Raw genomic sequence first — 22107 nt, forward strand, 5'->3', positions numbered from 1 at the left:
AGTTTATCACACGTGTTTTCAGGTTTCCTCGGAAATGCTGTTCATATGGCGGGAAAATGCGGAACGAAGATGCTGATATTGTTCCTCATTTGTATCTAAAAACGCCTCTTCTCTTGAGGAAGGAATATGCTGATATTCAATAGGCGTTTGAAACTGTTCACTCGTAAAGTCGTACATCACACCATTGATGCTGTTATAAAAATGCCAGCTTTCACCGGCTTTTGTTTTGAAAATAGCGCCGCCGAAATGGTCCTGAATGACCAACGTAGTTACCCCGCATTGGCCGCATGACGGGCATTCTTCCGTCCATTTAGAGCTCGTATGGCGCGACCAGGATTGCTTCAGTATGCACTTCACATGCTCCATTGCTCCCGCCTCCTTTTAAAAAAGATACCACGTTGATGGAATTTTAAAAACTAGAACGGCGGAAATCAAAAAACCCGGCGGGAAAATCCGCCGGGCTTACGAAGGAACGACAAGTGCCCCGTCAATTCTGCTGACTTTTTCCCCATCACTGTACACGCAACGGCCTTTGCTGTAAGTGGCCGATATGCGGCAGGGAAATGTATGTCCTTCGTAAATGCTTTGCTTATGCTTAGCAAACATCGATTCTTTTGTCACAGTGTACGGCTCCATGCTGACGAGCACAAAATCTGCATCACACCCCGCTTCAAGCCGCCCTTTTCGCTGAAGGCCGAAACGTTTCGCAGGTGCTGCCGCTGTCCATTCGGCGATAGCTCCAAACGGAATCTGATGCTCAAGCGCCAGTTCCAGCATGCCTAATAAAGTAAACTGCCCGCCGCTGATTCCGCCCCATGATAAAAACAGATTGTCCTCCCGCTTCAAGGACGGACGGCAAGGAGAATGGTCTGAGGAGACCATGTCAATGTGCCCCGCCATGAGCGCCTCGATCAGCGCCTCCTTCGATTGCCGTGGCCGGAGCGGTGGCGCGCATTTTGCGACAGAGCCCTTTTCCCGTAAATCGTCATGGCTGAACAGGACATAATGCGGGCATGTTTCAACTGAAACATCAAGCCCTTCCTGTTTCGCCTCTCTGATCAGCCGGACCGCTTTCGCCGTGCTGATATGGACAAAATGAACCGCACAGCCTGTCACCTTTGCATATTGAATCGTGCGATACACCGCTTCAGCTTCGGCTTCCTCCGGGCGGGAGTCGGCGTACGCATCCGCATCCACTTTTCCTTTATTGGCCAAAACCATCTGCAAATAGCTTGTAATCGCGTCGCTTTCTGCGTGAAGAGCGAGGATTTTTCCTGCAGCCGCGATTTCTGTCATGCCTTTAAGCAATGTCCGTTCGTCAACAGAGCGGAACTCGTCGGTGCCTGATTTTGATAAAAACGCTTTAAACCCAATCGCTCCCGCTTCGGCCATTGGGCGGATGTCCTCAATATGCCCGGGCACGAGGCCGCCCCAAAGCGCAAAATCCACGACCGATTTTTGCCTGCCGAGTTCAGCTTTTGCGAGAAGGTGTTCTGCCGTTACAGTTGATGGAATGCAATTAAGCGGCATATCAAAATAGGTGGTGCAGCCGCCTGCCGCCATCATCTGCGAACCTGTTTCAATCCCCTCCCAATCCTCTCTGCCCGGTTCATTGAAATGAACATGGCAGTCTATCGCACCGGGAAATACGTATTTTCCGTCTGCCTGGATCATTGCTGCTCCGCTTGCTTCAATGTAAGAACCAATCTCGGCAATCACACCGTTTTGAACTGCAATATCGGCTTCTTTTACGCCACCTGGCGTAACTGCCTTCGCACCTTTTATCACCAAATCGTAAGCCATATTGATCCCTCCATGTAAGGATAACGATTTTTTATGTCAGTTTATGTAACACAACCAGTTCTATTTTCAACAGTTTACTGCTACTATGATCGTATTACATCAGCAAAACCGCTAGAATTCCTATTGAAAATTATTCATCTTAACCAATGTTTTTATAGAAAAGGAGAATGCGCTATGAATATTTTTGATGTGATGAAAATACCGGCCTATGAAAACGCCAATTTCATTGCGGGAAAAGCAGGAGGAGAAAGAGAGGTGCAGCATGTGAATATGATGGATGCTCCGGATATCGCAGACTTTTTGCACAAGAATGAATTGCTCGTCACCACTGCGTATCACCTGAAGGATAACCCGCACCAATTATCTGAACTGATTCGGCAAATGGCAAAACGCGGCTGCGCGGGCCTCGGCATTAAAACAAAGCGCTACCTGGAGAATATCCCGAAAGAAATCATTGAATTGGCTGATTCATATAGGTTACCGATCATTGAGCTTCCAGAACACATCCGCCTCGGCGATATTGTGAATGCAACACTCAGCCATATTCTTGATATGCGTTCTAACGAGCTGCAGCAAGCCATTTACGCGCACAAAAAATTCACAAACCACATTATGAGCGGCAAGGGGCTGCAATCCCTCCTCAAAAAGGTGTCAGACCTTCTTCAGCTTCCCGTGCTGCTGCTTGACCAGCATGCCAAAATGCTGTCCGCGTCTCATCAGATTTCAGTTGAGACCGAAAAGCTGAAAGGCACCCTGAATACCGTATCCGGGCCGTTTTTCACTTGTTTCTCTACAATCTCAGATCAGAAAACATATTCTGTCCTGCCTATTTATAATCACGAAAAAAACTGCGGATACCTGCTGATACCGGACATGGTGCAGGCCGGCGATAAAGGATTGATCCTCACGATTGAACAAGCGGCCAACGTGATTTCCTTTGAACTGCTGAAGGAAAATGCACTGAAGCAGTTCAGCCGGCGGGCCCGCAATGAGTTTTTCAGCAATTTTATTGAGCGGTCCTTTTCTTCAGACGATGAAATTAAAAACCGTGCGAAGGAATTCAAGCTGCACTGGGATCAAAAATACATGTGCATCGCCGGCAAACTCGACCGGAATGACGAAACGATCAGCTTTACAGAAAACCAGCTCGCCTCCGACGGCGTATTCGAATTTCTTGAAGGCGAATTATCGGCCTTCCCGTTTCCACCCCACCTCTTTATTAAAGGAAACGTCGGCATTATTTTGATCGAAGCGACTGACAGCTGGAGTGAAATGCACGCCTCGGTGATCAGCTTTTTAGAACAGTTTCAAACACAGGTGAAAGCCCAATTTAAACGGACTGTGTCCTTTGGCATCAGCAATATATGCCAAAGGCTCAATGATGTTCCCGACGCGTTCACAGAGGCGTCTGATGCTCTGCAATCAGGGCATTTGTCAAGAAGCACGGAGTTTATTCAGGTGTATCACGCCAAGGATGTGCCCGAGCTTCTCCGCCTGCTCCCGGTTGAGGATTTGAAGAAATTTTACACCTCCACACTTCAAAGCCTTGCCGAAAAACAGCAGGAGGATCAAAGCCTGCTTCATACACTGTCCGTCTATTTAGAGACACACTGCCAAATTTCCGAGACGGCAAAGCGTCTGTACGTTCACCGCAATACAGTTATCTATCGCCTTGAAAAATGTGAAGAGCTGCTTGGCAAAAGCTTAAAAGACCCTGAGACAACGATGCGTTTGCGGCTTGCCTTACGGATGCAGCAGCTGATCAGCTAATGTTTGTCACATTCTCTTACAAACTAAACCGTTTTTCGTTATTTTCAGCAGTAACCCCTGTCTTTTTCGGCTACTGTATCTAATGACACCCGACAATCAGCACGCTATCATGTTACTAAAGTTCACATATAAAAGGAGGGACTAACGTGAAACAAAGAACGTTTGCGGTGTTTACTCTTGGCCTTCAGCAAGTGCTGGCTATGTATGCAGGTGCGATTTTGGTGCCCCTGCTTGTCGGCAGGGCGCTGAATTTGACAGATGAACAGCTATCCTACCTATTGGCAATTGACCTGTTAACGTGCGGCGTTGCGACGCTTTTGCAAACCTTGCGAGGAGCATACATCGGCATCGGGCTTCCCGTCATGCTTGGCAGTTCATTTGTGGCCGTCACTCCGATGATTGCAATTGGCGCCAACTACGGCGTTCACGCCATTTACGGTTCAATCATCGCGGCAGGTGTGTTTATCTTTTTGTTTGCACGTTTTTTCGGCAAGCTGACTGTGTTATTCCCTCCTGTCGTAACAGGAACCGTTGTGACCTTGATCGGCCTTTCTCTTGTGCCGACAGGTGTAAAAAATATGGCTGGCGGCGAAAAAATAAACGGCAGCGCCAACCCCGAATACGGTTCGCTCGAAAACCTTCTTCTCTCTGTCGGCGTCCTTGTCCTGATTTTAATCCTCAACCGCTATCTCAAAGGATTCGCCCGAACGCTGTCCGTTCTGATCGGAATCGCTGCCGGGACAGCGGCAGCAGCCGCCATGGGCAAAGTCAGCTTTTCTGCTGTCGCTGAAGCCCCGCTCTTTCAAATCCCGAAGCCGTTTTACTTCGGAGCCCCTTCATTTGAAATCGGCCCAATCTTAACGATGCTGATCGTTGCAATCGTCATTATTGTGGAATCAACCGGCGTCTTCTACGCAATCGGAAAAATATGCGGCAGACCGTTAACCGAAAAAGACCTTGTCAAAGGCTACCGGGCGGAAGGAATCGCCATTCTTATCGGCGGACTGTTTAACGCCTTCCCCTATAACACCTTTGCGCAAAACGCCGGCTTACTACAGCTGACGAAAGTGAAAACAAGAAACATCGTTGTGACCGCAGGCTGTATCCTTGTCTGTCTCGGATTGCTTCCGAAGATTGCCGCCCTTGCTTCTGCCGTTCCTGCTGCTGTGCTTGGCGGCGCAACCGTCGTCATGTTCGGCATGGTAATTGCATCCGGCGTCAAAATGCTCAGCACAGCAGATCTCACCAATCAATATCATTTGCTCACCATCGCATGCTCAATCTCACTCGGCATCGGCGCCAGCACGGCGCCTGGGATTTTTGCTGAATTCCCCGCTCCGATCCGGATTCTGGTCAGCGACGGCACCATCACCGGAAGCCTGACCGCCATCTTTTTGAATCTATTTTTCAGCTTACGCGACAGAAAAGAAAAAACAGTAGCTCAGAAAACAGAAATCCCGGTATTAGACCATACACTCGCACTAGAAAAAGAGGTGTAAAAAAAGTGAAGAAACAGCACAATGCCTTTCAGCTGATGATGCTCGGACTTCAGCATATGCTTGCCATGTATGCGGGAGCCATTCTCGTTCCGCTGATCGTCGGGGCGGCGATCGGGCTGAACGCAGGGCAGCTGACATATTTAATTGCGATCGATTTGTTTATGTGCGGTGCAGCGACTCTTTTGCAATTGTGGAAAAACCGGTACTTCGGCATCGGCCTTCCTGTTGTGCTCGGATGTACGTTCACCGCAGTCGGCCCGATGATTTCCATCGGCAGCACTTACGGTGTTTCTGCGATATATGGTGCCATTATCGCCGCAGGGCTGATTGTCGTCTTAGCCGCTGGCTTCTTTGGAAAGCTTGTCCGTTTTTTCCCGCCTGTCGTGACCGGCTCAGTTGTCATGATCATCGGCATCAGCCTGGTTCCGACAGCAATGAATAACCTGGCCGGCGGTGAGGGAAGCAAAGACTTCGGTTCACTGGACAACGTGCTCCTCGGGTTTGGCGTCACAGCTTTTATCTTATTGCTGTTTTATTTCTTTAAAGGCTTTATCCGCTCCATAGCGATTTTGCTCGGCCTTATCACAGGAACAGCGGTTGCATACTTCACGGGAAAGGTCGATTTTTCTGGCGTTATGGAGGCGTCTTGGCTTCATGTTCCGTCTCTGTTTTATTTCGGCCCGCCAACCTTTGAACTGCCGGCTATTGTCACGATGCTCCTCGTTGCCATTGTCAGCCTGGTTGAATCAACAGGCGTTTACTTTGCCCTCGCCGATATCACAAACCGCAGGCTGTCGGAGAAGGAGCTGGAAAAGGGCTACCGGGCGGAAGGCCTTGCGATGATGCTGGGCGGTTTATTTAATGCGTTTCCCTATACAGCTTTCTCGCAAAATGTCGGCATTGTTCAGCTCTCAAAAATCAAAAGCGTCAACGTCATCGCCATCACAGGAATCATGCTGATCGCGATCGGACTGGTTCCAAAGGCCGCAGCATTGACAACAGTGATCCCGAATCCAGTTCTTGGCGGCGCAATGATCGTCATGTTTGGCATGGTCATTTCTTACGGGATTAAAATGCTTTCCAGCGTTGACTTTGATTCGCAAGGCAATCTGCTGACCATCGCCTCTTCCGTCAGCTTAGGGCTCGGCGCTACAACAGTTCCCGCCTTGTTTTCATCTCTTCCGGGCGCCGCCTCAGTCTTGGCAGGAAGCGGAATTGTGATCGGCAGTTTAACGGCCATTGCACTTCACGCCTTTTTTTCAACCAAACAGCCGAATGGCGCTGAAATAAAACCGTAAAGGAAGATGCCAATGTTCACAATCGATGACCTGAACAAAATGGACACACAAACACTGACAGGCACGCTTGGCTCTATTTTTGAACACGCTTCATGGATAGCGGAGAGATCCGCGGCATTGCGGCCGTTTTCCTCTCTTTCTGATCTTCACCACAAAATGGCTGGCATTGTAAAAGCCGCGGACCGCCAGATACAGCTTGATTTAATCAACAAGCACCCTCGGCTCGGAACAAAGAAAACAATGAGCGCTTCCTCAGTAAGAGAACAGCAAAACGCGGGGCTCAGCAAACTTAAACAGCAGGAATACGAGGAATTTCTCAAGCTGAATGAACACTATTATGAACGCTTCGGCTTCCCTTTCATTTTAGCGGTAAAGGGAAAGACGAAACAGGATATTCATGAAGCCCTGCTGGCAAGGCTGAAGAACGAATGGGAAACGGAGTTCCAGCAGGCTCTTGAAGAAATTTACCGCATCACCCGCTTTCGTCTTGCGGACATCATAACTGAAAAAGGAGAGACACAAATGAAAAGAACCATGTCTTATGGCAAAGGAAATGTATTTGCATACCGAACGTTTTTAAAGCCGCTCACAGGAGTAAAACAAATCCCAGAGTCAGCTTTTACTGGGAGAGACAATACCGTTGTCGGCGTTGATGTGACATGCGAAATTGGCGGAGATGCCTTCTTGCCATCATTTACAGACGGAGATAACACCCTCGTTGTGGCGACGGATTCAATGAAAAACTTTATTCAGCGCCATCTCGCTTCCTACGAAGGGACGACAACTGAGGGGTTCTTACACTATGTAGCTCACCGATTTTTAGATACCTATTCTCATATGGACACCATTACTCTGACAGGCGAAGACGTTCCGTTTGAAGCGATGCCTGCATACGAGGAGCAAGAACTCGGCACAAGCCGCCTCGTCTTCAGAAGATCGCGCAATGAACGCGCCCGGTCTGTGCTGAAGGCAGAGCGAAGCGGGGATGCCATCACGATTACAGAGCAATACAGCGAAATCATGGACCTTCAGCTGGTCAAGGTGAGCGGCAACTCCTTCGTCGGCTTTATCCGGGATGAATATACGACTCTCCCGGAAGACGGCAACCGCCCGCTGTTTGTCTATTTAAACATCAGCTGGCAGTATGAAAACACAAATGACGCATACGCTTCTGAGCCCGCCCGCTACGTCGCGGCTGAACAAGTCCGAGACTTGGCGAGCACTGTTTTCCACGAGCTTGAAACCCCTTCAATCCAAAACTTAATCTATCATATCGGCTGCAGAATATTAACGAGATTCCCGCAGCTCACTGACGTCAGCTTCCAATCTCAAAATCACACATGGGATACCGTTGTCGAAGAAATCCCCGGATCCAAAGGAAAAGTCTACACCGAACCGCGCCCGCCATTCGGTTTCCAGCGCTTTACCGTGACTAGAGAAGACGCCGAGAAAGAAAAACAGAAAAACGCTGAAACCGCAGGGAGCCTGAAGGCCTGATGGGAAAGCTGACCACCCATATTTTAGATTTAACCTGCGGCAAACCAGCGGCGAACGTCAAAATTGAATTGAAGCGGCTGGGCGAAAGTATAATGAAAGAGGTATACACTAACAAGGACGGAAGGGTCGATGTCCCTCTGCTGGCAGCTGAAGAGCTGGTGTCCGGAGAATATGTGATGGAATTTCATGCAGGAGACTATTTTGCGAGTAAAAACATGAACGCAGCCGATCAGCCGTTTTTAACCATCGTCACCGTCCGTTTTCACATTGCAGATCCAGATACGCATTACCATATCCCGCTTTTGCTGTCGCCTTTTGGTTATCAGGTGTACAGGGGGAGTTAACATGTCAAGCCCGGTCTTCATGACCGGGCACTTTCATTTTTTTCCTGTTATAATCATGAAGACAGCATTCTTCTAACATCTATTGCCATCACTTATCTCCTTTATTTTTTCATTTTTTGAACTCTTTTCAGCCAGCAGCCGTATATAGTAACGAAACCAAGTTTCGAGGTGGGGTATGGACATTCTTTCTGACGAAGAATTGATGGAAAAAGTTAAACAAAAGGATATGGAGGCTTACAACAGTTTATATGCCCGTCACGCTCCAAAAACATATCAATTTATATTTCTGTACATCCGTCAAAAACAGGCGGCCGAAGATCTTCTGCAGGAAACTTTTATCCGGGTATATGTAAAATGCCGCAGCTACAAAAGCGAAAAAGCGAGCTTTCGTACCTGGCTCCATCAAATTGCTCACAGGCTATGTATTGATTATTACCGAAAGCATTCTAAATTCAAATGGCAGCAGATGGAATTGGACGATTATTCGGAAAAGCACCAGAGCACCATTGAGCAAAATATACAAAATAAAATATTGATTCAACAGTATTTGGGACAGCTGCCTGAAAAAGAACGATCAATTCTGATTCTCGCCTATTATCAAGGGTTTACAGGCAAAGAGATTTCTCACATTCTCAACATACCGGAAGGAACAGTCAAATCCAAGCTTCATTATTCTCTAAAGAAACTGAACAAATCCATTGAAAAGGAGCTGAATGACTCATGAATGAGCAAGATGAAGTTAAAAGCATGATTGAAGGATTACAAGAACACATGCCCGATCTGAATGAATTCCTGGATATCAACCGCCTGTCTCTTCCAGAACATATGTTAAAACCACCTTCTCCACCGATTACTTGGTTTGACCGTTTGAGCCATTGGCTAGCTTACCCTAGCTGGCAGCTGCCAGACCTTTTCTCATTCCGTTCTGTTGCTCAAGTAGTGACGATTTTGCCAATTTTATCCGGGAGCATAGCAGCACAAATACTTTTTTTCTTATTCTTAGGAAGGTGATCATATGACAAGCGGTACTGTGATAGGACTAATAAGCGGCGCGGCAGCTCTTACTGTCGGTACACTAGGTGGAGTCATGGGGTCTGCATTTAATCGGCAGATTTTAAATTCAATTGGAGTGCATTCACTTCCACAGAACCCTAAACAGAAATATTCGCTGATTGCTAAACATTGCAGATTTTTAGGCGAATGGAATCGTTTTGACAGCTATAATGTGTTTGTCTTTTTTTTAGGGATTCTATTTCTAATTGGTGCAGGCGTATTATTGATTGTGAGATTCGAAACGGGCGGCACCCCTTTCCAAGACACACTTCAGCTCGCTTTTTTAGTTAACTCTCTCACCTGGATCTCCGTGTCCTCTATTTTATTGTTAGGACGGCTTGTACAATTGATTCACATCTATAAATACGGTATTCAACATATCAGTAAGGAGGACACAGCCATTACCAAGACCAAAGAACAGCAAAATAAAAACAAATTCTCTTTATATTGGATCATTATTTCAGCAGCAACGATCCTGTTTATTGGGGGAGGCCTTCTGCTGCTTCAATACCCTGTCGGTTTTTTAAGTCTGGCAGGCGCCTACTTTTTGTTTATGTTTACTTTTACCTCGGTTTATCATAAAAACAAGCGGAAATAAAGAACTTCAGCTGTTAGGCTGAAGTTCTTTATTATTATTTTATATCAGTTGTGTTTTTTGATATTTGCGCGAGCAAAGCTCCGAGATAAGCCTCTTCTATCGGCCACACCCCTAAACGGTTATTCATCATATGAATATAGTGAAAGGATAGATGAGAAGCAGAAATTCTAATCTGATCGGACTCTTGTATCTGTGAAAAAGCGCTTTTCAGCTGTTTTTGGTACCCATTCGTTGACTTGATGGCAAAAGGGTTAGAGTACATTTTTTCTAAGACAACATTTATAACATCAATCCGTTTTTCCGCAGCCTCCTTCAGCTTCGTTTTATAGGTTATTCCATCAGTATAATCAGCTCCGCTCCAATAATGCAGCATGCTCTCCCAAAGATCCTGTGTTTGGTCTGCTGATAAAGAAGCTTGTTCGGCTGTTTTTTTCATAAGAAAGAGAGCGAAATCAAAACGGTCACTATCTTTAAATACAGGATCATTCAATAATGAAAGAACCAATTCACTGGAAGATTGAAAGATGTCTTCAGCTATATTAACGCCTTGGATGCCGCCGTATTTTTCATACTCTGGCTCATATTCTTCTTGTTGGAATCCTGATTCAAAATTTCTAGTATCGGTTTTGACAGGCAGCAGACGGCTCATTTCTGAAAGAGGTTCAGCCAGGACTTTAGATAGACTGCCGTTCAAATGCTCTTCCGTAATCTCTTCAACGATATCAATGTCGTCTTCATTTACCAAAAAACGCAAACGGATATGAGGCCCTTGCATATTAATGTATCTGATAAAAAACCACTTATGTACTTGAACACTGTCTTTTACCTGCTTAACAACGGGCGTTACAATGTTGACGATAATATTTTCCAAATACTCAGCCTTCGGCACATAAATGCTGTAAAACACCCATTCCTTCATATAAAAACCCCTTTCTCATTTGCTATAGCCGATTCTTGCTTTCTTTCAACAGGCCATTGGAATAAAGACATATACTCAGAAGCAATTACGTGCCCTTCAGCGTTTTCCAGCCAATGCTGGTGGCGATTAGGAAGGCCTTCAGTGAATGTTACAGACAAAAGGTCATCTTCAACAATCGTGTTTACAGCAGCTGCGATAGAATGGTAGCTATTGAAATTCAGATACATTGGTTTTCTTGTTTTGGATTCAGCATCACACTTGTTCTCTCTCCAGAAAGAAACCCCTCATCCGGAAGGCTGTACTTCTTTTGGAATGCTTTCATTCGTATAAAGTATGCATAGTCACTCTCTCGATTCTCTTTTAAAGGGAATAAGAATACCGGGATCCGCCAGCGGGCACGCCTTTGTACAATCCTTCCCTCCTGCATACGCGGATGAAATTCTACTTTTTCTGGCGGAGGTGATTTAGGAAATAGAGGTGATGTCACCCAATTGGTTTGGTACGCATTAATCCATGGGTTCATAATGGTAAATAAATATGAGACAGGCCCATGCATCATGTGCTGTGGCACAGCACCAAAATACATAGGAGCAACAGGACGCCCCTCTTTGTTTCCAAATGCCAGCGTACCGCTCGGATCATGCACCAATAACAGATCCTTTAACAAAAGATCATTTTTATCTGCTGTTGGATTTTCACCAAGCCACCTTAAGGACTGTGCTGTAATACCTGGATCAGTTTGCAAATTGCTGAAATCTGAGATCATCGGAAAATGAACGATATCTGAGTGAGGGTTCATCACGTGAATCCATCGCTTTGTAATACTGCTTAAATTTCTCTGATCCTCATTAAACATTGATTGGAAGCGGAGTACCAGCCCCAAACCGGAACTGATCTGGTTGATAACAAGCTGGTAGTCACCATCGGAAATGTCTTTACTGCCATTATTTGCTGCTAATTGATAAAACACAACCGCACTTGGGGGAACTGAGCTGCCGCTGCACGGGGCAAACACTCTGGACTCCTCCAGGTTTACAGCTGTCTTTTTATCTTTCCGCAAGGCATTTTTAATCAGCCGCGGCCTATCTTTCCTCATTTCAAACTGATACAAAAACTCCTGAATGTCATGGCATACGCCTCCTTCCCCATACATCTCTATGAAGTGCTCACATAACAAATCATAGAGATGGGTCCGGAACTGATGTTTTCTCAACTGTCCAGAAAGCTGTTCTAAATCACGTTGGACCTGCTGGCCTAACGGCGGGTGATCTTCTATAAATTTCACATTTTCGTAAACAAGCTTTTCAGTTACTACACTTTTCGGTATTTTATCCGTAAGCTCACTGAATGCACGTTTTGACAGTCTGTAAATGAACTGATGATAACGCAGTCTTTTTTGGGCCCGCTTTTCGCAAGCTCCTCTACACAATGGTTCATCCATTTCACAATTCTTGCTATCCTTCTTGCTGTTTTGGTTTGTATCGGCTGTAAAAAATGGTATAAACTGAGCAAAGACTTTTCTGTTTTTCTTGAAAAAGGAAGTACCGGCTTGATCCATTGTTCAGCTGACAAGTCAGGTATTGTAAAAGAAGTATTTTTCAGCAATTCCTGTATCTCCGCATAACTCCCTGAACGGAGAGAGTTGATCACCTTCAATTGTTCTTCTGACAAAATCTCTTCTGACACCATCTTATCCTCACGCCATGCAAATCCGTTTAAAATGGTGTAAGAGCTTTTCAGGAGGCGTGTTATCAGCTGAAAAAGAGGTCAAGCCAATCTTGGTAAACGTACTGAATGGGCTAGTATTCATCGTGATGTTTTTCTTAAGCTTACGGGAAAGAAAATACGAGAGGGTGTTTTGGTATGATGAATAAACGTGCTTTTTCTGCGCTTCTATTCATGAATATAAAAGAACTGATTCGAAATCCTTTAACCTTTTTTATGGTTCTCGCCTTTCCGTTTCTATTCCTGATTATGTTTGGCGTTCTCTCCAGCTCTACGGGAGTCGGTACAGATTTATTTGAGTTTATCATTCCTGGTATTATTGTGATGGCCTTCTTTACGCTTGCTATAAACGGAACTTCCACTCCTATCATACAAATGAGGGACCAGGGAACTTTGCGATTAATTGGTTTAACTGAAGCATCAAAGCTGACCTTTGTGCTTTCTCAAATATGCGCCCGTTTTGTTTTAGCAGCTTTTCAGCTAGTCGCGCTGCTTAGTATCGCTTATTTCAATGGAATGTTACAAGCACAGAATATCCCTCAAATCATGCTTGTTTCACTTATCGGGCTTCTCATGCTGTTTGCACTTGGTTATACTGTGGGAAGCATGCGTCTCTCTATTGAAGCTGTAAATGGGCTTTCCGGTGGCATGCTCGCCCCTCTGCTGATCGTGTGCGGATTAATTATGCCGATGAACCTGCTTCCCTCTTGGCTTGAAACAGTGTCGAAATTTATCCCTCTCACCTACTTTGGAGAACTTCTTCGTTATTATTTAAATGGAGACAGTCCATCTCTTGGCTTGTTATTCAGCTATCTTATTTTAATCGCTTCAACTGCACTTCTGGCTTTTGCAGCTGTCCGTTTGTTTCGCTGGGATAATATCCGCGGATAACATCATAAAAAACCAGACCATCTCTTGCCGCAAGCCCGCTGCCTAATCCCACCATACCCAGGCCGACAGGACAAATCCCTGTTGGCCCTTCTTTATGATTTACTTTTTTCCAAACAGAACGCAAACATCACCCTCCTGGTATGCAGCAGCATTTGAGTCTGTTTTAATAGTGTTTAATCTTTCTTACACCTTTAGACAAAATATTCATTTTATCTTTTTTAGACTTAAATCTATGTCGACAATGATCGTTTGGCATATCTTATTCTATCTCCACTAAAGGAGGTGACATTATGGGATTCTACAACTCTGGCGGAAACTCTGGTTATTCAAACGGTCTCGGCAGCTCTTTCGCTTTAATCGTAGTGCTATTCATTTTGTTAATCATTGTTGGAGCTTCTTTCTTTAGTGGCTATTAAGTTTGACTTTGCCTAATCCTCTGCGGATCAGCACCTCCCTGTCCGGCAGACGCCATAAGAAATTTTTATGGCGTCTTTGCTATGTGATTCACTAATGATACCTGGCTAATTTTCTGAAGATGATGCTATCAAACTCTAGAAATTTATCGTATGTTTACCCATACGCTGTCTGACTGCTTTTCCATAGTAAAATGTCAGGCTAAAAAAGTTCGGCTTTTAAAAGCCGGACTCCCGTCTATCTCCGTTCAACTCTTTTCTAATCCTCCAAGCTGACCGCATAATCCCGCCATACCCGGTACATCGGCACAAATTCCCCGCCAGCCCTTCTTCTATGTCTTCCTCTGTGGGATGCGGTTTTTCTTTAAACAGCGCTTTGAGCGCAATTGTCATTCCCGGGGTGCAGTAGCCGCATTGGAAGCCGCCTTCTTCCAGGAAAGCGGTTTGGCAGATATCCAGTTCTTCTTTTTGTACTCCCTCGATTGTTGTAATGGAATGGCCGTTCACTTGGTAAGCCATGGTCATACACGCATTGGCCAGCTTTCCGTCGATTAAAATAGAGCAGGCTCCGCAGCGGCCGATTCCGCAGGAAACCTTTGTCCCGGTCAGCTGAAATTCCTTTCTAAGCAGGTCACTCAGACGTGTCGTAGGAACGGCTGTAACCTCCCGCTCCTGTCCATTCACGGTCATCCGGAACTGTTCCTTTTTTACAGGAAATGGTCCGGCCTCTTTTACGTCCATTGCTTCAGCCCCTTTCTGTCTATTGCTTCAAGCAGCTCTTCTCTTGAAATCGGCAGCTTGTTTATCCAGCAGCCGACCGCATCATGTACTGCCTTTACAATTGCCGGAGTGATGGCGATCGTTCCTATTTCGCCAACACCGCGCGGGCCGTAGGAATCTCCTTCCATCAGCTCTTCTATCACGGTCAGCTTCATAGCAGGAACATCTTTCACACCGGGTATGACATACTGGTCGAGATTATCCGCCGCGTAACGGCCGTCCGTCATTTTCGCTTCCTCCATCAGTGTGTAGCCGAGTGCCATGGCAGCGCCGCCTTCGATTTGACCTCGATAACCTTGGGGACTGACAACCGGACCTGCCGCAATGGCGTGCTCACAATCTATCACTTTGACGTCGCCTGTTAGTAGATCTACCTCCACTTCAACGGCAGCCGCTCCAAATGAGTAGAGAAAATGGCCGCCCACTACAGGATCAGGCGTTGTCGGGAAATCGAATGCCGTTTCCTCTGCCAAAGGGCCTTTTTCAGCCAGCTCTCTATACGTCACCACGATTTCCTTTGTGTTTTGATCATGCAAGCCTCCGGCGCCAAGAGCAAGATTTTCTGCTGAACAGCCGCTCTGTTCCGCCGCCCGTTTTTTCAACTGAGCTAGAAACGGCTTCTTCAAACGCTGGATCGCGTGCCACACCATGCTTGTGCCGCGGGATGCAGTAGAGGAGCCTGACTTCGGCACTTTTGCGGTATCTCCAATAACAATAGATATATCCTCCGCCGCACAACCCAGCTCCTCCATGACAATCTGTTCAATTGCCGCCAGTATCCCCTGTCCGCATTCTTCAAATCCAAACGAAGCTGTGATTTTGCCGTCACTCGAAAGAGACAAACGGCCTCCTGCCGAATCCATTCGGCCATACCCCAGCCCGCCTCCATGCATCGTTATGGCCGCTCCCGTCCCTCTCCGTATATACCCGGAGTGCTTGCGTTTTCTTGTGAGAATGGGAGATTCAGAAATGGCATTCAATACTTGCGCCGCTCCGTCAGTCGGCGCAATCCGATGCTCAAGCGGCCCTACATCATGCGGTTTTCTGATATTTTTTCTTCTCAGCTCCAGCGGGTCGATACCGATCCGATCACTGAGGCGATCGAGATGGGTTTCGAGAGCAAATGTGATTTGATTGCCGCCAAATCCTCGGAATTCTCCTGCCACCCCATTGTTCGTAAACACCGAGATCCCTTCCGTCCGGATATTTGGAATACGGTAAGGACCCGCGGCATGCTCGACAGAAAAGTCAAGAACGGCGGGTCCAAGCGTGGCGTAAGCGCCTGTGTCCGCCACAATTTTCACATCATGAGCCAAAATTTTTCCTGATTGATCCGCACCTGTTTTGATTCTAATCTTCATCGGATGGCGCTTAATGCCAGAGCGTACAGATTCCTTTCTGCTCTGATGAATTTTGACAGGCAGTCCGCTTTTCAGGGCCAAAAGCGCCGCATACGGTTGGATATTCAGCTCATCCTTCCCGCCAAACGAGCCGCCCATCGGACTTGACACAACTCTGATCTTCTCTTCAGAAATGTCAAACACACGGGAAAGCTGAAATCGGTCTTTATAGCCGTGCTGCGTTCCTGCATACATCGTAAAGCCCCCATCGTCTTCCGGAACAGCTACGCCTCCCTCTGTTTCCATATACGTATGCATCTGCCGTGGCAGCTCGTAGGTTTCTTCAAGGACTGTGTCACAAGCTCGAAAGCCCTCTTCCACATCACCGTGTGCAAAAAACGCACGGTGTAGAATGTTGCCGTCCTCATGCAGTCTTTGCGCGTTCGGCTGAAGCGCTTTTTCGGGTGAATCAATGACCTCCAGTTCTTTATACGTAACGTGAATCAGCTCCAGCGCTGCTTCTGCGATTTCCTCCGATTCTGCAGCAACAGCGGCGAGCGCATCCCCCACATACCGCACCCTGTTCTCACATAAAACCGGCTGATCAGGGATAACAATGCCAAATCGGTTTAAGCCGGGAACGTCTTTATGCGTGACGACGGCCCGCACACCTTCCATTTCTTCAGCTTCCTTGGTGCAAATCGACACGATCTCCGCATGAGGATAAGCGCTTCTCAGCACTTTGCCGTACAGCATTCCGGGAAAGCTGAGATCGGTCATATATTTCAATTCCCCTGTGACCTTTCCCCTTCCGTCCGGCCTGACTCTTGACGGTTTGTTGATCATGATTTATGTCCCTCCCTCAGCCATCAGCTCTGCCATGATGACGTTGGCAGCAGCTTTTTTTCTGTATGCCGCTGACATAAAAGCATCTGCGGAAAACGGCAGTTCATGGATAAGCGTCTCGTATAGCTCATGCGGATTCCAGTCCTGTGCCAGCCATTTTGCTTCGCTTTCCGTTAACCTTTTCGGTGTGATATCGGCATGGCCAGCGGCAAGACGGATGCCGCCGTCTTTCAAAAAATGGCCAGCGGCAACAGCAGCCGCTCCTGTAAAGGCCTGGCGCCTCCCAAGCTTGCGGTAAAACACACGCTCTCCCTCCGCACGCGGAATGATGACACGCGTCACAATGGCAGATCCATAGCCTTCATCCACGAGCCAATCACCAAGCGGCACCCTGACAAGCTCCCTTTGGTACACCATAAGATCAGCATCAAGCACAAGCAAGAGCGGAAGCAAATCGCCGACTTTACTCGCGATGTTGCCGCCAATTGTGGCCCGGCTGCGGATTCCGGGTGCGGCAACAGCAGAAACAGCATCGCTGAAACAACCAAGCGCACTCTTGATCAGGGGATTCTTTCTGCATTCCCTTAGGGTTGTGAGCGCTCCGATCGACAGGTGGGTGTCACTGGCGGTGATCCCTCTCATCTCGTCAATTCCTTCAAGGCTGACGAGATGCTGTTTCGGAAGAACCCCTTTGTCCCACTGAAGCTGAAGCAGCGTGCTTCCCGATGCGGCACACACATCCGGTGCAAGCTGCTGCAAAAGCAAATAGGCCTCATCGAGCGCTGACGGCCTCCATAATTGAAGATTCATCCTAGCTTTTGTCACTTGGCCGTTCAAACCATCAACCTCCTTGCCATGTCGTATTCCTCCGGCGTATCAATATCGTTCAGCTCCACGCTTTCCTTTGCCTCCAAAACCGCTCCTCCTCCAAGCTGTCCGTTTTTCAGGAGCCTGCGAGCTCCCTCATCTCCCTTTAACTCCTTTACATAAGGAAAACAAGTCGATGAGAAATAGATTGGCGGGGTGAGCGCGCCTAAAGATGCAGACACAACAAATGACTCAGAAGCCATCTCCACAAGGGCGTTCAGATGATTGACGGAAAGCTGCGGCTGGTCAGCTAACAAAATGACAACGCCGTCCGCTCCCATGCTTTCTGCTTTTCTCACCCCGCTGCTGACTGAATGCCCCTGCCCCTTTTCTGCGTCTTTGCATACGTGCAGGCTCCAGCGTTTTCGGAAGGGCGGAGCATGATAGGGCGCTCCTATCCACTCAAGGGAATCACGTTCTGTCCGTTCGACGATCAGAACGTGATTCAGGCGGGACAGCAAAGCCGTTTTCAAAGAGAGCGACCCGATCGTTTCTCCTTTTAGCGGCAAAGCCAGCTTGTTTTGGCCCATTCTTTTGCTTTTTCCGGCAGCAAGAAATACTCCGATCAAATAAGGGCTTCTCATACAACCGCCAGCCGTTTTCTTGTTTGAATGATTTCCGCGACAATGCTGACGGCAATTTCCTCGGGGCCTTCCGCACCGATTTTCAGCCCGACCGGACTGTAAAAATGAGACGGCGGCTGCTTTCCTTTCAGCAGTCTCTTCGTGCGGCTTGCTGAACCCAACAGTCCGATATAATGAAGATGTTGAGAAAATAAGAAGTTGATGATCGCTTGATCGTGCTGATAATGATGGGTTGCCACAACGGCTGCATCATGCGGAAAAAATTGAAATTTGCTGAGCATTTGTTCCGGAAAAGCGGTGATCAGCTGATCTGCTTTTGGAAAAAGAGAGGATGTACAATAAGCCGGACGCCAATCAGTGACGATAACAGAAAATCCTGTATCAGCCGCCAAATTGGCAAGCGGCACCGTATCCGGTCCCGCTCCGAACAAAATAAGACGCGGTTTCGGTTCAATTCGCTGAATAAACATGTTCGTTGATGGATCAAAATGCGGTAAATGAAGCGTTGAAGCCGTACATTGAATGTCTTGCAGAGGCACGTCAGGCCAGTTCCCGAAATGCCCACTATCTGACAGAAATATATAATGGGAGGAGTCAAGCTGCGTAACGGATGTAACAGCTTTGCCTGAATGAAGGCAGTCCCTCACTATTTTGTAGTGCCGCCTTTTTTCCTGCGTGATTCGCTCTACATAAATATGAATAATGCCGTTGCACCCCGCCCCCATGCCCCAGGAAAGATCATCCTCCGCACGCATGTCGTAGGGAATTAGCGCTGATGTCAACTGATCACCCATTTCACGAATTCTTTGGAATAAATCTTCTTCCACACACCCGCCGCTCAACAAGCCGACCCGCTCGCCATTTTTCTTAAAGAGCATAGAGGCGCCTGCTTTTCGATATGCGGAGCCTTCCACTTGAACAATTGTCGCCAGCACAGCCTCCTCACGATCTTTCAGGAGCACATCTAACATCATGTGCAAATTTTCCAATGCTGCATCCTCCTCTCAAAAATTACTGTGAGATACAATAGGTTCAGCGTGATTTTATAGGTAACTTGTATAAAGAATAGATGATGGAAGAGAAAATGACTCATGATTTGTCAGAAAATGAAACACATAGAAAGAGGATTTGTAAAAAGAGTCAAACGAAGAAAATCAAATTGGAGAAAACAAGAAATTATAACTTAAAAAGCTTGCGGAGGTCCGCAAGCTTTTCTTTACACCGCTGCCTGACGGCCAGCGGTTTCATACACATCAAGCGCCGCCTGAAGCGCTTTCCCCGCCTCAATTCCTGCGCCATGTCTCAGCAGCACAGCCTCTAAACCGGCAAGCACGAACAATACGTTTTCTTTTCTGCAGCTGTAACCCATCGTACCGATTCTCCAGATCTTCCCCGCCAGAGGCCCGAATGAGCTGGCGATTTCGATGCCGAATTGCGCCAGCAGCATGCGGCGGACAGACTCGCCGTCAATACCATCGGGGATTTCTACACAGGTGACGACAGGCATTTTGCAGCTTGCATCTCCAAACAGCTCCAGCCCCATCGCCTTAATCCCAGCTGCTAGTGCGTTCTCATGGTGGCGATGCCGCTCAAATCGGGCTTCAAGACCTTCTTCAAGCACCAGCCTGACGCCCTCACGCAAGGCGTACAGCATCGTCGTCGCTTCTGTATGATGATTGAGCCGTCTTTCGCTCCAATAATCCTCAAGCTGGCTCAAATCAAAATAATTGCTTGTGATCGGCAGGTTTCCTGAAAGTGTTGACCTGTCAGCTTGTGTTGCAATCCCGCGCTCCACTTTTTTTCGGGACGCAATCACATCCGCCACCCGCTCATTATATGTAATCGGCGCCATTCCTGATGGCACAGACAAGCATTTCTGCGTGCCGCCGATGGCCGCGTCAATTTTCCATTCATCGACTTTGACTTCGCAGCCCCCGATCGTTGCAACTGCATCGACGATAAACAATGCATCCTCGGCGCGGCAGGCTTCACCGATGGATGTCAGCGGGTGAATCCGCCCTGTCGATGTTTCTCCGTGCACCATCGCCACGATTTTTGGCTTCACTTTTTTTATATCCTGAATAATGTCCTCCGGATCAAAGACCGTTCCCCACTCACACTCAAGTGTATGAACATTCGCCCCATACCGCTCAGCGATTTCAGTCAGCAAATAACCGAAGCGGCCGTAAATCGGAATAAGCACATCATCTCCCGGCGCAATCACACTCGCCAGCACCGCTTCGATTCCCGCCCGAGAAGTGCCGTCAATCGGATATGCCCAGCGATTTTTCGTTTGAAATACCTCCCGAAGCATGTCCATCGTTTCATTCATGATATCTGTAAACGCCGGATCAAATTGGCCGAGAATCGGGGTGCTCATCACTCTTAATACACGCGGATCAACCTCAACAGGCCCCGGCGTCATAATCGTTCTTAACGGAGTACATAATTCTTTTCTGCCTGACACAGCCATTCCTCCTTTATCAGTAAGCCAGTTTGTATAATAAATCAGTCAATGCGCGGACGCCGATCTCAAGCTGTCTGGCTCTGGTATATTCCTTCGGTGAGTGGCTGATGCCGCCGCGGCTTGGCACGAACAGCATACAAGCCGGATGGCGCCTTCCGATCATTTGCGCGTCATGTCCTGCTCCGCTCACCATTTCTTCACAGCTGATGCCGTTTTCTGCCGCTGTTTCAAGAGCCGCAGCCTTCAGCCTTTCGTCCATCGGCACAGGCTCTATCCGCATATATTCATCAATTGATGCGCGAATCCCTTTTTGATGGCAAATGCTGTTGATCAGAGCAGCCATGTCTTCATGAAATTGCTCCAGCACGTGCTGATGCTGATGGCGAATATCGATTGAAAACTGTACGCGTCCCGGTATGACATTGGCCACGTTAGGCTCTGCCGTTATTTTTCCGCATGTCAGACGGAGCTCATCCGGCTGCTCTTCCGAACGCAGCAGCAGCTCGTGAATAATACGGCTGCTTGCTGCAAGCGGGTCCTTGCGCCATTTCATAGAGGTGGTTCCCGCATGGTTGCATTCCCCCTCCAGTGTGACGAGATATCGCCTTTGCCCCGCAATGCTAGTCACAATGCCAAGATCCCGTCCTGACATCTCCAATGTCTGTCCCTGTTCTATATGAAGCTCGACAAAAGCGCTGATATCTGTCCTATTCGCCGCCTGAAACATACCTTTGCCAAAACCGCACTCATACATCGCAGCTTGCAGAGAGACGCCTGTTTCATCTCTCGGTTCGACTGCATCCTGTACTGAAAAAACACCCGTCATATTTCCTGATCCCCAATAGGTCATTGGAAAACGGCTGCCCTCCTCCTCACATAAGGAGACTGCTTCGAGTGTTTTTTTCGGCGCTCCGTATGTTTCTTTAAGCTGCTTTATCGCGAGCATTGCCGCAAGAACGCCATAGGCGCCGTCATACTTCCCCCCATTGATGACAGTATCAATATGTGAACCGGTTACAATCACTTCACCCGGGGACTGAGTGCCCGAAAGCCTTCCAAACACATTGCCGACATCGTCGAATCTTGTATCAAGTCCGAATGCCGACATTTCCGTCTTCACGGCGAGCTGCGCGTCCATCCATTCTTTTGTATACAAAAGTCTCGTCACGCCGCCGTCAGCGGATGCGCCGTATTGGGCGAGCCATTCGATATAATCTGCGATGCCGCTTTTTACTGAAAGCTTCTGCTTTTCCATGTACTCCCCCCTCTGGCCGTTATGGTGACTTCATTATAGAAGGAGGAACTCGATAGTTCATTGGCAGATTAACCAAAAAAACGTTTATTTTTTAGTCACAGTATCTATCCTGTCAGCAAAGCGGCCACAAAACCTCCTACCTCTCAGTCCCCTTTTTC

General features: G+C 47.5%; 22 protein-coding genes. 10 read left to right on the forward strand and 12 right to left on the reverse strand.

What is annotated here, in order from left to right; all coding sequences use genetic code 11:
* Positions 1-18: 18 nt before the first annotated feature.
* Both MOC09_RS14220 and MOC09_RS14225 read right to left on the reverse strand, forming a co-directional pair.
* The gene (locus MOC09_RS14220; RefSeq protein ID WP_268370914.1) at positions 19-366 is read right to left on the reverse strand and encodes a YunG family protein; all 348 of its coding nucleotides are present in this window, start codon (positions 364-366) and stop codon (positions 19-21) included.
* Positions 367-462: 96 nt separating this feature from the next.
* Positions 463-1803 carry an allantoinase gene (locus MOC09_RS14225; protein ID WP_268370915.1) on the reverse strand — a complete coding sequence of 447 codons (1341 nt, stop codon included), beginning with the start codon at positions 1801-1803 and terminating at the stop codon, positions 463-465.
* A 174-nt stretch (positions 1804-1977) separates the two neighbouring features.
* On the opposite strand from MOC09_RS14225, the gene pucR reads away from it, so the two are divergent.
* From pucR to MOC09_RS14265, 8 genes are all read left to right on the forward strand, one after another.
* Positions 1978-3573 (forward strand): purine catabolism transcriptional regulator PucR, encoded by a 1596-nt coding sequence (gene pucR / locus MOC09_RS14230; RefSeq protein ID WP_268358056.1) that lies wholly within the window; start codon positions 1978-1980, stop codon positions 3571-3573.
* A gap of 146 nt (positions 3574-3719) precedes the next feature.
* Positions 3720-5072 carry a nucleobase:cation symporter-2 family protein gene (locus tag MOC09_RS14235; RefSeq protein WP_268370917.1) on the forward strand — a complete coding sequence of 451 codons (1353 nt, stop codon included), beginning with the start codon at positions 3720-3722 and terminating at the stop codon, positions 5070-5072.
* Between the two features lie 5 nt (positions 5073-5077).
* The gene (pucK, locus tag MOC09_RS14240; protein ID WP_268370919.1) at positions 5078-6370 is read left to right on the forward strand and encodes a uric acid permease PucK; all 1293 of its coding nucleotides are present in this window, start codon (positions 5078-5080) and stop codon (positions 6368-6370) included.
* Positions 6371-6382: 12 nt separating this feature from the next.
* A complete protein-coding gene (gene pucL / locus MOC09_RS14245) occupies positions 6383-7867 on the forward strand; it encodes a factor-independent urate hydroxylase (protein WP_268370921.1) in 1485 nt (494 codons plus the stop codon).
* Positions 7867-8211, forward strand: coding sequence for a hydroxyisourate hydrolase (gene uraH, locus MOC09_RS14250; RefSeq protein WP_268358074.1), 345 nt, complete (start codon positions 7867-7869; stop codon positions 8209-8211). Before pucL ends, uraH begins: the two co-directional genes overlap by 1 nt.
* Positions 8212-8386: 175 nt before the next feature.
* Positions 8387-8935, forward strand: coding sequence for an RNA polymerase sigma factor (locus MOC09_RS14255; protein ID WP_268358076.1), 549 nt, complete (start codon positions 8387-8389; stop codon positions 8933-8935).
* Positions 8932-9222 (forward strand): hypothetical protein, encoded by a 291-nt coding sequence (locus MOC09_RS14260; RefSeq protein WP_268358078.1) that lies wholly within the window; start codon positions 8932-8934, stop codon positions 9220-9222. Before MOC09_RS14255 ends, MOC09_RS14260 begins: the two co-directional genes overlap by 4 nt.
* Positions 9223-9226: 4 nt before the next feature.
* The gene (locus MOC09_RS14265) at positions 9227-9862 is read left to right on the forward strand and encodes a hypothetical protein (RefSeq protein ID WP_268358079.1); all 636 of its coding nucleotides are present in this window, start codon (positions 9227-9229) and stop codon (positions 9860-9862) included.
* A 34-nt stretch (positions 9863-9896) separates the two neighbouring features.
* On the opposite strand, the gene MOC09_RS14270 is transcribed toward MOC09_RS14265, so the two are convergent.
* From MOC09_RS14270 to MOC09_RS14280, 3 genes are read right to left on the reverse strand one after another with little or no spacing between them, the layout of a single operon-like run.
* Complete coding sequence (locus MOC09_RS14270) at positions 9897-10781, reverse strand: thiopeptide-type bacteriocin biosynthesis protein (protein WP_268370923.1); 885 nt, start codon at positions 10779-10781, stop codon at positions 9897-9899.
* On the reverse strand, positions 10778-11008 hold the full coding sequence (locus MOC09_RS14275; RefSeq protein ID WP_268370925.1) for a hypothetical protein: 231 nt from the start codon (positions 11006-11008) through the stop codon (positions 10778-10780). The genes MOC09_RS14270 and MOC09_RS14275 overlap by 4 nt, the downstream gene beginning before the upstream one ends.
* Positions 10999-12222, reverse strand: a complete 1224-nt coding sequence (locus tag MOC09_RS14280) for a lantibiotic dehydratase (RefSeq protein ID WP_268370927.1) — start codon at positions 12220-12222, stop codon at positions 10999-11001. Before MOC09_RS14280 ends, MOC09_RS14275 begins: the two co-directional genes overlap by 10 nt.
* Positions 12223-12644: 422 nt before the next feature.
* Here MOC09_RS14280 and MOC09_RS14285 point away from each other — a divergent pair, with 422 nt between their 5' ends.
* Positions 12645-13397 (forward strand): ABC transporter permease, encoded by a 753-nt coding sequence (locus tag MOC09_RS14285; RefSeq protein WP_268361000.1) that lies wholly within the window; start codon positions 12645-12647, stop codon positions 13395-13397.
* A gap of 290 nt (positions 13398-13687) precedes the next feature.
* Positions 13688-13813, forward strand: coding sequence for a YjcZ family sporulation protein (locus MOC09_RS14290; RefSeq protein ID WP_268360998.1), 126 nt, complete (start codon positions 13688-13690; stop codon positions 13811-13813).
* 216 nt (positions 13814-14029) lie between these two features.
* Here the strand turns inward: MOC09_RS14290 and pucE are convergent, their stop codons facing one another.
* From pucE to allC, 7 genes are all read right to left on the reverse strand, one after another.
* Positions 14030-14551, reverse strand: a complete 522-nt coding sequence (pucE, locus tag MOC09_RS14295) for a xanthine dehydrogenase subunit E (protein WP_268370929.1) — start codon at positions 14549-14551, stop codon at positions 14030-14032.
* Positions 14542-16779: a xanthine dehydrogenase subunit D gene (gene pucD / locus MOC09_RS14300; RefSeq protein WP_268370993.1), complete on the reverse strand. Its 2238-nt coding sequence runs from the start codon at positions 16777-16779 to the stop codon at positions 14542-14544. Before pucD ends, pucE begins: the two co-directional genes overlap by 10 nt.
* Positions 16780-17613 (reverse strand): xanthine dehydrogenase subunit C, encoded by an 834-nt coding sequence (pucC, locus tag MOC09_RS14305; RefSeq protein WP_268360996.1) that lies wholly within the window; start codon positions 17611-17613, stop codon positions 16780-16782. It lies immediately after the preceding gene.
* On the reverse strand, positions 17610-18227 hold the full coding sequence (gene pucB / locus MOC09_RS14310) for a xanthine dehydrogenase accessory protein PucB (RefSeq protein ID WP_268360995.1): 618 nt from the start codon (positions 18225-18227) through the stop codon (positions 17610-17612). The genes pucC and pucB overlap by 4 nt, the downstream gene beginning before the upstream one ends.
* Complete coding sequence (locus tag MOC09_RS14315) at positions 18224-19216, reverse strand: XdhC family protein (RefSeq protein ID WP_268360993.1); 993 nt, start codon at positions 19214-19216, stop codon at positions 18224-18226. The genes pucB and MOC09_RS14315 overlap by 4 nt, the downstream gene beginning before the upstream one ends.
* Positions 19217-19443: 227 nt before the next feature.
* Entirely contained in the window at positions 19444-20694 is a 1251-nt protein-coding gene (locus MOC09_RS14320; protein ID WP_268370931.1) for a pyridoxal-phosphate-dependent aminotransferase family protein, read from the reverse strand.
* A 16-nt stretch (positions 20695-20710) separates the two neighbouring features.
* Complete coding sequence (gene allC / locus MOC09_RS14325; RefSeq protein WP_268370933.1) at positions 20711-21949, reverse strand: allantoate deiminase; 1239 nt, start codon at positions 21947-21949, stop codon at positions 20711-20713.
* Positions 21950-22107 lie beyond the last annotated feature (158 nt).

Origin of the sequence: Bacillus sp. N12A5 (genome assembly GCF_026790125.1) — a bacterium.
In the GTDB taxonomy this organism is placed as follows: domain Bacteria; phylum Bacillota; class Bacilli; order Bacillales; family Bacillaceae; genus Bacillus.